Here is a 12286-nt window from a genome sequence, read left to right as displayed (position 1 = left end):
TACAGAGCAGGCTGCGCCTTGCCTGCCGGGGTTTGTATTGCAGTGTATCCGGCGCCGCTACAGATACAGCAGGAAGCACATCACACCCCTGGCAGACACATGGCCGATACCTGGCAGGCGTCAAATGGCTCTCGACCGGGGAGCGACGCCTCCCCACACCAAAGCCTCGTTTCGGGAGACACACCATGACCATCAAGAACCTCGCCAGCGCCGCCCTGTTCGCCGTACTTGGCCTGGGCGCCGTCGTCGCCCACGCCAGCAGCACCTCGATGAACGATGCCAGCGTGATGCAGTACCGCTACGGCGATCACCTGGACGTACAAAAAGTACTGTCGGTGAAGAACGACCAGCATCATGCCTGCGGCGTGGTCAACACCCGCATGGACTACCTCGATTCGCAGAACAAGCCGCAAAGCGTCGAGTACCGCTCGTATGCCACCAGTGGCTGCCATGACAACTGAGTCGCGCACCAGGCGCCGCCTGCTCAAGGCTGGCGGTGTGGCCCTGGCGCTGCTCGGCCTGGGCCTTGCCGGCCACCTGCTGGCCCGCGACAGCTACGGCCCGATGCCGTCGCTGGCGGGGGCCGGGCAGTGGCTCAACTCAGCGCCACTGGACGATGCCGCGCTCAAGGGCAAAGTGGTGCTGGTGGATTTCTGGACCTACGACTGCATCAACTGCCGGCGCAGCCTGCCGCATGTCAGCGACTGGGCGCGGCGCTACGCCGACCAGGGGCTGGTGGTGGTCGGGGTGCACACCCCGGAGTACGACTACGAACACGACATCGGCAACCTCAAGGCCCAGGTCAGGCAACTGGGTATCAGCTACCCGGTAGCCGTGGACAACGACTACCGGGTGTGGAACGCCTGGGGCAACCAGTTCTGGCCGGCGCATTACTTCGTCGACCGCAAGGGCCAGGTGCGCCATGTGCATTTCGGCGAGGGCGACTACAACGGCCAGGAGCAGGTGATCCGCCAGTTGCTCGATGAACAGGGCTGAGTGGATTCACGCCAGGTGCCGTGGCCGATACACTTGCGCCACCTGCCATCACCTGGATGTGAACCATGCCCGAACTTGCCAACCTGCTGGCCTTCGCCCTGATTTGCCTGGGCATGGTGCTGACCCCCGGGCCGAACATGATCTACCTGATTTCCCGCTCGATCTGCCAGGGGCGGGCGGCCGGGTTGATCTCGTTGGCTGGGGTGGCACTGGGGTTTGTCGTGTACATGCTGTGTGCGGCGCTGGGCATCACTGCGCTGGTGATGGCGGTGCCGCTGGCTTACGACGCGTTGCGTATCGCTGGCGCCTTGTATTTGCTGTACCTCGCCTGGCAGGCCCTGCGCCCGGGCGGGCGCTCGCCATTCCAGGTACGCGACCTGCCGGCTGACAGCCCGCGGCGGCTGTTTGGCATGGGTTTGCTGACCAGCCTGCTCAACCCCAAGATCGCGGTGATGTACCTGTCGTTGATGCCGCAGTTCATCGAGCCCGGTCACGGTAGCGTGCTGAGCCAGTCGCTGGTGCTGGGTTGCACGCAGATCGCCGTCAGCGTCACGGTCAATGCCTTGATTGCCGTGATGGCCGGCTCCATCGCGGTGTTTCTGGCGGGCCGGCCTTTCTGGCAGCAGGTCCAGCGCTGGCTGATGGGCACTGTGCTGGCGGCCCTCGCAGTGCGCATGCTGGCTGAGGGCCGGCGCTGAAACCCATCAACTCGTGCAAAGTGCGATAACCGGTGGAACGTCTGGCAACGGCTGATTTCATATCCTGTGAAGGATGGCAATCTGCCTGGGAAAATCGATGGTTCGCACAGCATGAAATCAGGCCGGCACACCGAGGTCAAAAGCGCCAGCGCGGCGCCTGGCTTCCTGCTCAATGGCGGCGCGGTCAGCGGCCTGCTGCAGGGGATGGACTGGAGCGGCTCACCGCTGGGGCAGCCGGATGGCTGGTCGCCCGGGCTCAAGGCGGTGGTGGCCACGTTGCTGCCGGCCCAGGCACAGATCGTGCTGTTCTGGGGGGCGCAATACGTTGCCCTGTACAACGATGCCTATTCCCCCACCATTGGCCAAAAACACCCGCATGCCCTTGGGCAGCCGGCCCTGGCCCACTGGCAAGAACTGTGGGATGACCTGGAGCCCCTGCTGCGCGGGGTGCGCGAGACCGGCGAGACCTTCTCGGCCAAGGACCGCCCCTTTTACATAGAGCGCAGCGGCTTCGGCGAGACGACCTACTTCGATGTTTCGTATTCTGCCGTGCGCGAGGCCGACGGCAGCGTTGGCGGGGTGCTGTGCATCGTCAACGACACCACCGCGCGGGTGCGCTTCCAGCGGCGCCAGGCGTTCTTGCTGGAGTTGGGGCAAACCTTGCCGGGGCTGGGTGAAGCGGAGCTGATCGAGGCCCACGCGGTGCACCGCCTGGCGGTGGAACTGGGCGCGGCGCGGGTGTGCTTCGGCGAGGACCTGGGCGAGGGCCAGGGCCTGCGGGTTGCCCGTGAGTGGGCCGAGGGTGTGCCGACCTTGCTGGGCGAGCATGCCTACGCAAGCTTCGACCCGCAGCTATATGAGTTGCTCAAGTGCGGCCAGCAGGCGCAGCGCAACTACCTGGCCGAGCAACCGCCGCCAGCCTTGCTCAAGGGCATGGGCGCCAGCCTGCATGTGCCGGTGCTGCGCGCCGAGCGCCTGGAGGCCGTGCTGCTGGTGCATTTTTTGCGGCCACGGTTGTTCGCCGAGGACGACTGCCTGCTGGTGGAAGAAACCGCCAAGCAGGTGTGGGCCGCCATTACCCATGCCCGCGCCGAGCGTGCCCTGCACATGCTCAATGAAAGCCTTGAAGAGCGCGTGGCGAACATGCTCGTGCAGCGTGAGGCGTCGATGCTGCAACTGCACGAAGCGCGCAAGATGGAGATGATCGGCCAACTCACCGGCGGCATCGCCCATGACCTGAACAACATGCTCACGCCGATCATCGCCTCCCTCGAACTGGTTCGCCGCCAGCCCGACCCGCAGCGCGCCGCACGGCTTGTCGACGGCGGCCTGCAGGCGGCCGAGCGGGCGCGCAACCTGGTTGGCCGGCTGCTCAGCTTCGCCCGCCGGCAGACCCTCAAGCCACAGGCGGTGGCGCTGGCCGGGCTGGTGGACGAGATGCGCGAACTGATGGCCCGCTCGTTGGGGGCGACCATCACCGTACAGGTACGTATCGACCCGCAACTGCCGCCGGTACTGGTGGACGAGCACCAGCTGGAGCTGGCATTGCTCAACCTGGTGATCAACGCCCGTGATGCCATGGCCGAAGGTGGTCGTTTGACCATTGCTGCAGGTGTGGGTGAGAGCGGGGGTGGCCCGGCCTATCCGCCCGGGCTGGCAGCGGGGCAGGTGTGGTTGCAGGTGGCTGATACCGGCAGTGGCATGAGCGATGAAGTGCTCGCACACTGCATCGAGCCGTTCTATTCCACCAAGACCGTGGGCAAGGGCGCAGGCCTTGGCTTGCCGATGGTGCAGGGGTTGGCGGTGCAGTCGGGCGGGGGCTTCGGCATTTGCTCGCAAGCGGGCAAGGGCACCCAGGCAACTTTGTGGCTGCCGGCCAGCGAAGCCGGTTTGGCCAGCGTGGCACCGGTACCAGCACCGCGTGTGCAAGGGGGTAACCGGGTGCTGTTGGTCGATGATGAGCCGTTGGTGCGCCAGGCCACGCTGTTGCAACTGCGTGAGCTGGGTTACGAGGTGACCGAGGCTGATTGCGCGGCGCAGGCGCTGGCACTGCTGGACGCTGGGTTGCTGCCTGATGTGCTGCTGACCGACCATGTCATGACCGAAATGACCGGGGTGCGCTTCGCGCAAAAGGTGCGCGAGCGGCTGGCCGACCTGCCGGTGCTGATCATCACCGGCTATGCCAACCTGTCACCGCGCGAGCTGCACGGTTTTGAGGTGTTGCGCAAACCGTTTCGCCAGGACGAGCTGGCGCAGAGCTTGGCGCAGCTGCTCGCCCGGCAGGGCTGAGGCAGCGCGCCAGGGGCGCAGGGTCAGTCCTGGGCCAGGCGCGAGCCTTTCTGGCGCTCGCTCTTGTACTGCATGGCCACCGCAGGCGCGGCCTTGGCGCTGCCGGTCTCCAGCCACTGGCGCATGCGGCTGGCGTCGGCGAAGTGGGTGTACTTGCCGTAGGCGTCGAGGATCACCATGGCCACCGGGCGGTTATCCATTTTGGTCAACAGCACCAGGCAGTGGCCGGCTTCGTTGGTGAAACCGGTCTTGGTCAGCTTGATGTCCCAGTTGCTCTTGTTGACCAGGTGGTCGGTGTTACGAAAACCCAGGGTGTAGTTGGGCTTGCGAAACGCCACGGTCTTTTCGCGGGTGGTAGAAAGCTCGCTGAGCATCGGGTACTTGCGCGAGGCCATCAGCAGCTTGGCCAGGTCCTGGGCGGTGGAGACGTTCTGGGTCGAAAGGCCGGTGGGCTCGATATAGCGGGTGTGGCTCATGCCCAGGCTGCGGGCCTTGGCGTTCATCGCCTTGATAAAGGCGCCATAGCCGCCCGGGTAGTGGTTGGCCAGCGTGTTGGCGGCGCGGTTCTCCGACGACATCAGGGTGATCAGCAGGGTTTCCCGGCGGTTCAGCTCGCTGCCCAGGCGTACCCGGGAGTAAACGCCTTTCATCTCCGGGTTGTTGGCGATGGTCATGCTGAGCATTTCGTCCATGGGCAGCTTGGCGTCGAGCACCACCATCGCGGTCATCAGCTTGGTGACCGAAGCGATCGGGCGCACGCGGTCGGCGTGGCTGGAGTACAGCGTCTGATTGGTGTTGAGGTCGATCAGCAGGGCGCTGCCGGAGGCCAGGTGCAGCTTGCTCGGGTCGCGTTGAGCCTGGGCGGGGGGTTGTGCAGCAGCGGTCGACGGCAGGGTGGCGGTACCTGTGAGCAACAGCAGCAGACTGAGAATGGACAGGGTAGTTTTCACGTTGAGGCTCACTAAATGGTGGTATGTCGTTGGCTGTGCAAGGGTTTTCCCCCAAAAACCGCTGCATTCTGGAGTATGGCTCAGCGGCTGTCGATTGCTCGTTGATGGACCATGGCGATATGAAAAAAGCTTCATGCTTTAACGATTCTGCGGCTACCGTTTGTCGATTTAACGGGCAAAAAAATGCCCGCCAATGAGGCGGGCAGCAAAGAGGCGTAGGGAGCACGCACAACAACAGATTCGGGGTCAGGCTACAAAGCTTGCTTCGGCCAGTTGGCTGGCCAGGGTCTCGGCGCGGGTGCGGGTGGTCAGCGGGCCGCTGATGGCTTCGCCATCGCGCAACAGGTACCAGCAGGCCAGCAGGCCTTGCTTGCGCAGTGAAGCGGGTACTGCGCTGCCGACGACGGACATGATCTGGATCGGGGCCATGGTGTGGACTCCTGCGAAAACATGCTCACACCTTAACGGCCTGGCACGGTAGGTTGAAATCAATGCCTTCGATAGTGGTCATTGATTTCAACCGTCATGGCCATTTACCAGCGCGGTGGGCCGTAGTAACCCGGCGGCGGTCCGTAGTAGCGGTGATACACCGGCGGCGGGGCGGGCACGTAGCGCTCTACCACATAGGGCTGCGGCTGGTAGTAAACCGGCGGCGGTGGCGCCTGGACATAGACCGGTTGTTGCACATAGACCGGCGGTTGCTCCACGTACACGGTGCGGTCGCGCCCGCCGCTGACGGCGGCGCCGACCACCGCGCCCACCACGGCGGCACCGATCACCGGGCCCGGGCCACCCCAGCCGCCACCGTGTGCCGAAGCCTGGCCGCTGATGGCCAGCGCACCGACCAGCAGGGCGATTCCAGGGATGAGACGTTTCATGATCAATCCTCGCAAGACACCCCACGCTTGGGGTATGCCTACTATGACCGCAGGCACTGTCAACTGCGCACAGGGGAAGGGTAAAGGTTGTGTAAGGGGCGACCGGCGGTTGCCTCTGGTACGCTAGGTCAACCGTTTCAGCCGGTACACCAGGAGAGGCAGATGAGCATTACCCCAAGCCGCGACACCGTCCTGTGCATTTCTCTGGCCGGGCGCCCCGGCACCTTCGGCGTGCGTTTTCACAACCACCTCTACCAGCAGTTGGGGCTGGACTACTACTACAAGGCCATGACCACCCAGGATTTGCCGGCGGCCGTTGCAGGTATCCGCGCCCTGGGCATTCGCGGTTGCGGTGTGTCGATGCCGTACAAAGAAGCGTGCATGGCGCTGGTGGACGAAATCGACCCCTCGGCGGCGGCCATCGAGTCGGTCAACACCCTGGTCAATAGCAACGGCCACCTGAAGGCCTACAACACCGACTACCTGGCGGTACGCCAGCTGCTCGAGCAGCACCGGGTGGACCCAGCCACCGGCTTTGCCCTGCGCGGCAGTGGCGGCATGGCCAAGGCGGTGGCCAGCGCGTTACGTGACGCCGGGTTCGGCGATGGCATCATCGTCGCGCGCAACGAGCAGGCCGGGCGGCAGCTGGCGGATGTCTGCGGTTATCGCTGGTTGCCCGAGTTGGGCGACCTGTGCCCGCCGATGCTGATCAACGTTACCCCCATCGGCATGGCTGGCGGCGCGGAGGCGGACCAGTTGGCGTTCGTCGAAACCGCCATCGAGGCGGCCGAGCGGGTGTTCGATGTGGTGGCGATGCCGGCGCGCACGCCGTTGATCCAGCGCGCCGAGGCGCTGGGCAAACCGGTGATTACCGGGCTTGAGGTGATCGCCTTGCAGGCGCTGGAGCAGTTCGTGCTGTACACCGGGGTGCGGCCGAGCCGCGAGCAGGTGGACAAGGCGGTGGCGTATGCCCGCAGTGCCTGACTGCACGCGGCTCCCTGTAGGAGCGGCCTTGTGTCGCGATGGGGTGCGCAGCGCCCCCGGAATTTGAGCATCATGCAATACCGCCGGGGCTGCTACGCAGCCCTTTCGCGACACAAGGCCGCTCCTACACGGAGTACGAGCTCAATAGCTAATCAGAACGCCTTGCTGCCCTCATCCAACTGCTGGTCCACCAACGCCCGGCCATGGGCCAGGGACACATGCTGGGCGTTTTCCAGGTCGGCGAAGAACTTCATCGGCATCGAGATACGCCTGCTGGTGTGCCCGGCAGGGTCGGTGATCAAGCAGCCGGCAGCATAGGGCAGGGGGGAGTCGGGGTGGGGCATCACGCTGGCGGTGATGGTGTGGTCACGATAGTCACAGTGCAGGGATTGCATCGTCCTTACCTCGCTGTGGTCGGGAAGTGCAGTTACTTCCATATACCACGGCGAAGGGCCGGAAGTTCCCGGCCCGACGAGCGTGCACCGTGTATCAGCCTTTGAGTTCGGCCGGCTGGATCACTTCGACCCAGTAGCCATCCGGGTCCTTGACGAAGGCCAGGTGGTTCATGCGGCCGTCCTGCAGGCGCTTCTGGAAGGGGACTTCCAGCGCCTCGAAGCGGGCGCAGGCTGCGCGCACGTCCGGCACCGAAATGCAGATGTGGCCAAAGCCGCGCGGGTCGGTGTTGCCGTTGTGGTAGGCGAATTCCGGGTCGTTCTCGGTGCCGTGGTTGTGGGTCAGTTCCAGCACGCCGGGGATGGATTTCATCCACTGGTGACGCGCGGCGTCGTCGGCGGGGATCTGCGCCGGGTCTACCAGGGCCAGGAAGTACAGGCTGAAGGCGGCTTCCGGGAAGTCGCGCTTGTCTACCAGGCGAAAGCCCAGTACGCGGGTGTAGAAGTCCAGGGACTTCTCGATATCCTTGACCCGCAGCATGGTGTGGTTGAACACGAACTGTGCGGTGGCGGTGTCTGGCTGGGCGGTGACGCCGGGCAGGGCGTTCAGGTCTTGCAGGCTCATGGGGTACTCCAGGGTCAGGGCCTAAAACAGACGGGCCATGATACGGCAGTCAGCCTCACGCGCAAATCTGCGCAAACGAAAGCGCCCTGCACGAGGGCAGGGCGCTGGAATTAGAGGCCCGCATGTGCGGGCGCGTGATGGGGTCGCTAGTCCTTTAGCTGGTTCGATACTGATACAGGGCTTGTGAAAAAAGCGTGAAGTGCAGGTGGAAGTTTCATCAACGCACCCAGCTTTCTACCGTTTGTGCCCCGTATTGTTCCTTCCAGGCCTTCAGGCCCCGGTGGTTGCCGCCTTTGGTCTCGATGCGCTCGCCGGTGTGGGGGTTCTGGTACACCTTCACCACCCGCGGGCGGCGTTGCTGTTTGCCGGCAGGGGCCACGGCGCGGGTGGCGGCTTTCGGGTCGAGGATGGCGATGATGTCGCGCAGGCTCTTGTCATAGCTTTTCATCAGGCCGACCAGTTTCTGCTCGAATTCAATTTCGCGTTTCAGGCCGGCGTCCTTTTTCAGCGCTTCCAATTGAGCCATTTGTTCTTGAAGCGCTTTTTCGGCAGCACGAAACTCTGCAAGTCTGGACACTGTCATCACTCCTGTAAGTCTGTCGTGGCATGACGTGACGAACATGAATAATTGCACTGGACGCCGGCCACGCGGGTGGGTACAGCTGTTCGCTGAATCAGAGTGTAGTCGCCACTTTGGGGGTGGTAAACAGCAAACTTTAGTTGTGTTATCGGGGAACTTTGCCGCTTTTTCGCGCGTTATATCCAGCGCCTTTCAGTACACCCCGTGCTGCATTCTAGACCATGGTCCAATGGTGCATTCCAGAGCGTTCGCTGCACAATTCAAGATGATCGTGGAAGTACTCCCGTTCACCGCGTAGTACCGGCGCAGCTGGCTGCCCCGGATTGTTTTTCGCCCTTCTTTGTGGATGTTCCCTCGCATGTTTGCCCCTTTTCCTCTCGCCCCGGGACGCACTGTTGCCGGCCTGTTCTTGCTGTGCGCGGCCTGTACCGCCCAGGCCGCCGGTTTTGTCGAAGACAGCCATGCCAAGGTCGAAGCGCGCACGGTGTATTTCAACCGTGATTTTCGTGATGGCCACAGCAGTTCCAGCCAGGGCGCCTCAAAGCGTGAAGAGGCGGCGCAAGGGTTCATTCTGAACTTCCAGTCCGGTTATACCCAGGGACCGGTCGGTTTTGGCGTCGATGCGCTGGGTATGCTGGGTTTGAAGTTGGATTCCAGCCCCGGCGACAGTAACAGCGGCTTACTGCCTTCTTCAGGGCATGACCCGCGCCATTCCGCCGACCAGTACGCCAAGGTGGGTATTGCCGGCAAGGTGAAAGTGTCGCAGACCGTGCTCAAGTACGGCTCGGTGATGCCCGATGTACCGTTGCTCAAGTACAACGATGGCCGCCTGTTGCCGACTATGTTCCATGGTGCCTGGCTGACCTCTGAAGAGGTGCGCGACCTCAAGTTCACCCTGGCGCGCCTTAACCAGTACACCGCGCGGGACTCCACCGACCGCCAGGATATTCGCGTGCATTGCAAGAACAAGCGCTATGCCTGCGATATCGAAGCCGATCACTTTGACCTGGGCGGTATCGATTACCGCATCAATGACCGTATCAGCGCCCAGTACCAGGTGTCGAAGCTGGAAAACATCTACCGCCAGCACTTCCTTGGCCTGGTGGCCAGCCAGCCGCTGCAGGTGGGTACGCTGTCGGCAGACCTGCGGCTGATCAAGAGCGACGACATCGGCAATGCGCGTGCCGGTGAAATCGACCACCGCGCCTTCAGCGGCATGCTCGGCTACAGCCTGGGCGGCCACAAGGTCAGTGCCGGTTGGCAGCGCATGTATGGCGATAGCGCCATGCCGTACCTCGACGGCACCAATCCCTATTTGGTCAACTATGCCCAGGTCAACGACTTCGCGGCGGCCCAGGAGCGCTCCTGGCAGCTGCGTTACGACTATGACTTCAAGGCACTCGGCGTGCCGGGCCTGAGCTTCTTCACCCGCTACATCAATGGCGACAGCATCAAGGTGCCGGGCAGCAGCGCCGAGGGCAAGGAGTGGGAACGCGACAGCGAGCTCAAGTACCAGGTGCAAAGCGGCACCTTCAAGGATGTCAGCGTGCGCCTGCGTAACTCCACCTACCGTAGCAACTACGAAAAATGGGCGCGGGACATGGACGAGACCCGGGTGATCGTCAGCTATAACTTCTCGGTATTCTGAGCAAGCATTTAGCCTGTGACGGCCCCATCGCCGGCAAGCCGGCTCCTACAGGGGAACGCGACCTCCTGTGCCGGCTTGCCGGCGATAGGGCCCTTGAAGGCCCCCAAAAAACAGGCAGGGCAGCCCATGAAACAACTGCTGTTGATCGGCATCGGCCCGGGCGACCCGCGGCAGGTCACCTTTGAGGCCGTCGAGGCCATGCAGCGGGCCACGGTGTTCTTCGTGCTCGACAAGGGCACCGCCCGGGACGAACTGGTACAGCTGCGCAAGGCCATCCTGGCCCGCTACCTGCCGGAAGGCGGTTATCGCCTGGTGCAGGTTGACGACCCCCGGCGCGATGCCGACGCCCAGGACTACGCCGGTGCGGTGCACGCCTGGCACCAGCAGCGCGCCGCCCTGTATGCCCGCCTGATCGAGGATGAACTGGGGACCGGCGACATTGGCGCCTTCCTGCTATGGGGGGAGCCGGGGCTGTATGACAGCACCCTGCGCATTCTTGACCTGGTACGCGCCCGTGGCGTGGCCCTGGCGCTGACGGTGATCCCCGGCATCAGCAGCGTGCAGGCGCTGGCCGCACGGCATCAGGTGCCGCTCAACCGGATCGGCGAGCCCTTGACCCTGTTGCCGGGCAGGCGCCTGGCCGAGCAGGGGCGGGTGGACAACCTGGTGGTGATGCTCGATGGGCAGTGTGCGTTTGCAGCGTTGGACGACCCGGGCCTGCACATCTACTGGGGCGCCTACCTGGGGACGGCAGATGAAGTGCTGATTGCCGGGCCATTGCAGGCGGTCAAGGCGCGGATTCTCGAAGTGCGTGAACAGGCGCGGCGACGCAAGGGCTGGATCATGGATACCTACCTGTTGCGGCGTGAGGGGTGAGGACGGTGGTCCCGAGGCTTATGCGATCCATGTGGGAAGCGGCCTTGTGTCGCGATGGGCTGCGCAGCAGCCCCAGGATTTCGACTTCATGCAAAAACTGCCGGGGCTGCTGCGCAGCCCATCGCGACACAAGGCCGCTTCCCACATGTTCAGAATTGAACCAGTTGACGCAACATCGCCCCGGTAAAATTGAACAGCCGCAGCTCATCAAGCTGCCCCAGGCTGTGCTCCACCCGCCCGACCAGCTCACTACCGTGGCGCTTAGGGTCAAAGCGCAGGCGCAGCAGCGGTGCGCAGGCGTCCTGCGCCCGTTTCCAGGCGGCTTCATCGCTGTACAGCTCGACAGCGGCCTTGGCCAGCGCCTCGGCAGTCCCCTCCACACGCCCCGGCCAGGGTTGCTGCCCCTGCATGCCCTCGGTACCAATCGCTGTGGTCACGCTCGGGGTGCCACAGCGCAGGGCATCGAGCAGTTGCCCCTTGACCCCCGCACCCGAGCGCAGCGGCGCCAGGCACACCCGGGCGCCGGCCATGGCCGCATCGCTGTCGGCCACCCAGCCCTTGAAGTGAAGGCCCTCGTCCGGCGCATGCAGCGCTTGCACCTTGGCCGACGGGTTGGCGCCATGGATATGCAACTGCGCATCCGGCAAGCGCCGGCGCAGCATCGGCCACAGGTTGTGGCGAATCCACAGCAGCGCGTCGATATTGGCCGGCTGGCTCAGGTTGCCCAGGGTTATGAAGTGCGCGCGCTCGGCGTAGGTTCGCAGCATCGTTAACGGCTCGGCCACGGGCGGGCAATGGTGCAGCAGGTAGTCCGGCACCCCGAAACCGTTTACCAGCAGGTCCAGCTCGGCGTCCGAGGCAACCAACGCCAGGTCGCAACGCCACAGCGCCGCCAGCTCGCGCAGGGCCAGCGGGGCTGCGGCCATTTGCCGGTAGAGCTCGGGCCCCGGGGTGGCGAACAGGGCGCGAAAATCGTTTGGGTCCAGGCCCTCGACCAGGCGCCGACGCAGCAGTTGCTGGCGGGCATCGCGCAGGCTCTCAAGGCCGCAGGTCAGCAGCAGGTTCAACGCCCCGGGCTGCTGCTGGCGCAGTTGCCGGCCATAACGCTCCTCGCTGTGGTAGCCGTCGAACAGCACCGCATCGGCTGCGGCGAAGGCGCAGTCGTCGCTGGCCATGATGTGTTCGTCGATGCCCAGCGCTGTCAGGTCGGCCTTGTGCTCGCCAGGGGGGCCCGGGCAGGCGAAGGTCACCCGCCAGCCGTGGCGGCGAAATTGCTCGAGGATGTGCAAAAGGTGCCGCCCCGCGCTGCAGGCTTGCGGCGCGGGCCAGCTGAGGCCGATGGCCAGTAGGTGGGGCATGGGGAGGGCCTT

14 protein-coding genes are annotated in these 12286 nt (G+C 64.2%); 7 read left to right on the top strand and 7 right to left on the bottom strand.

Annotated elements, in window-relative coordinates:
• Positions 1–185: 185 nt before the first annotated feature.
• The 4 genes from ACI2KK_RS06990 to ACI2KK_RS06975 all read left to right on the top strand — a co-directional run bounded on the left by ACI2KK_RS06990 (position 186) and on the right by ACI2KK_RS06975 (position 3983).
• Complete coding sequence (locus tag ACI2KK_RS06990) at positions 186–461, top strand: DUF2790 domain-containing protein (protein ID WP_404668386.1); 276 nt, start codon at positions 186–188, stop codon at positions 459–461.
• A complete protein-coding gene (locus tag ACI2KK_RS06985) occupies positions 451–996 on the top strand; it encodes a thioredoxin family protein (protein ID WP_404668385.1) in 546 nt (181 codons plus the stop codon). Before ACI2KK_RS06990 ends, ACI2KK_RS06985 begins: the two co-directional genes overlap by 11 nt.
• A 65-nt stretch (positions 997–1061) precedes the next feature.
• Positions 1062–1694 carry a LysE family translocator gene (locus tag ACI2KK_RS06980; RefSeq protein WP_404668384.1) on the top strand — a complete coding sequence of 211 codons (633 nt, stop codon included), beginning with the start codon at positions 1062–1064 and terminating at the stop codon, positions 1692–1694.
• A 111-nt stretch (positions 1695–1805) separates the two neighbouring features.
• Positions 1806–3983, top strand: a complete 2178-nt coding sequence (locus tag ACI2KK_RS06975; RefSeq protein ID WP_404668383.1) for a response regulator — start codon at positions 1806–1808, stop codon at positions 3981–3983.
• Positions 3984–4006: 23 nt separating this feature from the next.
• Here ACI2KK_RS06975 and pbpG read toward each other — a convergent pair whose 3' ends face one another.
• The 3 genes from pbpG to ACI2KK_RS06960 form a co-directional block, all read right to left on the bottom strand.
• A complete protein-coding gene (gene pbpG, locus ACI2KK_RS06970) occupies positions 4007–4933 on the bottom strand; it encodes a D-alanyl-D-alanine endopeptidase (protein ID WP_404668382.1) in 927 nt (308 codons plus the stop codon).
• Between the two features lie 246 nt (positions 4934–5179).
• The gene (locus ACI2KK_RS06965) at positions 5180–5362 is read right to left on the bottom strand and encodes a hypothetical protein (RefSeq protein WP_404668381.1); all 183 of its coding nucleotides are present in this window, start codon (positions 5360–5362) and stop codon (positions 5180–5182) included.
• Positions 5363–5466: 104 nt separating this feature from the next.
• Complete coding sequence (locus ACI2KK_RS06960) at positions 5467–5811, bottom strand: hypothetical protein (protein ID WP_217884630.1); 345 nt, start codon at positions 5809–5811, stop codon at positions 5467–5469.
• Between the two features lie 162 nt (positions 5812–5973).
• Between ACI2KK_RS06960 and ACI2KK_RS06955 the strand changes: the two genes are divergently transcribed.
• Positions 5974–6795: a shikimate 5-dehydrogenase gene (locus ACI2KK_RS06955; protein ID WP_404668380.1), complete on the top strand. Its 822-nt coding sequence runs from the start codon at positions 5974–5976 to the stop codon at positions 6793–6795.
• Between the two features lie 152 nt (positions 6796–6947).
• On the opposite strand, the gene ACI2KK_RS06950 is transcribed toward ACI2KK_RS06955, so the two are convergent.
• The 3 genes from ACI2KK_RS06950 to ACI2KK_RS06940 all read right to left on the bottom strand — a co-directional run bounded on the left by ACI2KK_RS06950 (position 6948) and on the right by ACI2KK_RS06940 (position 8389).
• A complete protein-coding gene (locus tag ACI2KK_RS06950) occupies positions 6948–7190 on the bottom strand; it encodes a hypothetical protein (RefSeq protein WP_217884632.1) in 243 nt (80 codons plus the stop codon).
• A gap of 94 nt (positions 7191–7284) precedes the next feature.
• Complete coding sequence (gene gloA / locus ACI2KK_RS06945) at positions 7285–7812, bottom strand: lactoylglutathione lyase (RefSeq protein ID WP_369990981.1); 528 nt, start codon at positions 7810–7812, stop codon at positions 7285–7287.
• 217 nt (positions 7813–8029) lie between these two features.
• A complete protein-coding gene (locus ACI2KK_RS06940) occupies positions 8030–8389 on the bottom strand; it encodes a histone-like nucleoid-structuring protein, MvaT/MvaU family (RefSeq protein ID WP_217838861.1) in 360 nt (119 codons plus the stop codon).
• Positions 8390–8750: 361 nt separating this feature from the next.
• Between ACI2KK_RS06940 and ACI2KK_RS06935 the strand changes: the two genes are divergently transcribed.
• Positions 8751–10040, top strand: a complete 1290-nt coding sequence (locus tag ACI2KK_RS06935; RefSeq protein ID WP_404668379.1) for an OprD family porin — start codon at positions 8751–8753, stop codon at positions 10038–10040.
• A gap of 126 nt (positions 10041–10166) precedes the next feature.
• On the top strand, positions 10167–10916 hold the full coding sequence (gene cobF, locus ACI2KK_RS06930; RefSeq protein WP_404668378.1) for a precorrin-6A synthase (deacetylating): 750 nt from the start codon (positions 10167–10169) through the stop codon (positions 10914–10916).
• A gap of 149 nt (positions 10917–11065) precedes the next feature.
• Here cobF and ACI2KK_RS06925 read toward each other — a convergent pair whose 3' ends face one another.
• A complete protein-coding gene (locus ACI2KK_RS06925; RefSeq protein WP_404668377.1) occupies positions 11066–12274 on the bottom strand; it encodes a glycosyltransferase in 1209 nt (402 codons plus the stop codon).
• Positions 12275–12286 lie beyond the last annotated feature (12 nt).

The organism is Pseudomonas sp. NPDC089406, assembly GCF_044900265.1.
In the GTDB taxonomy this organism is placed as follows: domain Bacteria; phylum Pseudomonadota; class Gammaproteobacteria; order Pseudomonadales; family Pseudomonadaceae; genus Aquipseudomonas; species Aquipseudomonas fakonensis.
The sequence above is the reverse complement of the archived record's forward strand: the minus strand, read 5'-3'. Positions and strand labels throughout refer to the sequence as shown.

Coding starts and splice junctions, on each gene's coding strand:
- cobF (WP_404668378.1), top strand. CDS start 10,167: ATGAAACAACTGCTGTTGATCGGCATCGGCCCGGGCGACCCGCGGCAG.
- ACI2KK_RS06955 (WP_404668380.1), top strand. CDS start 5,974: ATGAGCATTACCCCAAGCCGCGACACCGTCCTGTGCATTTCTCTGGCC.
- ACI2KK_RS06960 (WP_217884630.1), bottom strand. CDS start 5,811: ATGAAACGTCTCATCCCTGGAATCGCCCTGCTGGTCGGTGCGCTGGCC.
- ACI2KK_RS06990 (WP_404668386.1), top strand. CDS start 186: ATGACCATCAAGAACCTCGCCAGCGCCGCCCTGTTCGCCGTACTTGGC.
- ACI2KK_RS06980 (WP_404668384.1), top strand. CDS start 1,062: ATGCCCGAACTTGCCAACCTGCTGGCCTTCGCCCTGATTTGCCTGGGC.
- ACI2KK_RS06935 (WP_404668379.1), top strand. CDS start 8,751: ATGTTTGCCCCTTTTCCTCTCGCCCCGGGACGCACTGTTGCCGGCCTG.
- ACI2KK_RS06985 (WP_404668385.1), top strand. CDS start 451: ATGACAACTGAGTCGCGCACCAGGCGCCGCCTGCTCAAGGCTGGCGGT.
- ACI2KK_RS06965 (WP_404668381.1), bottom strand. CDS start 5,362: ATGGCCCCGATCCAGATCATGTCCGTCGTCGGCAGCGCAGTACCCGCT.
- gloA (WP_369990981.1), bottom strand. CDS start 7,812: ATGAGCCTGCAAGACCTGAACGCCCTGCCCGGCGTCACCGCCCAGCCA.
- ACI2KK_RS06975 (WP_404668383.1), top strand. CDS start 1,806: ATGAAATCAGGCCGGCACACCGAGGTCAAAAGCGCCAGCGCGGCGCCT.
- ACI2KK_RS06925 (WP_404668377.1), bottom strand. CDS start 12,274: ATGCCCCACCTACTGGCCATCGGCCTCAGCTGGCCCGCGCCGCAAGCC.
- ACI2KK_RS06950 (WP_217884632.1), bottom strand. CDS start 7,190: ATGCAATCCCTGCACTGTGACTATCGTGACCACACCATCACCGCCAGC.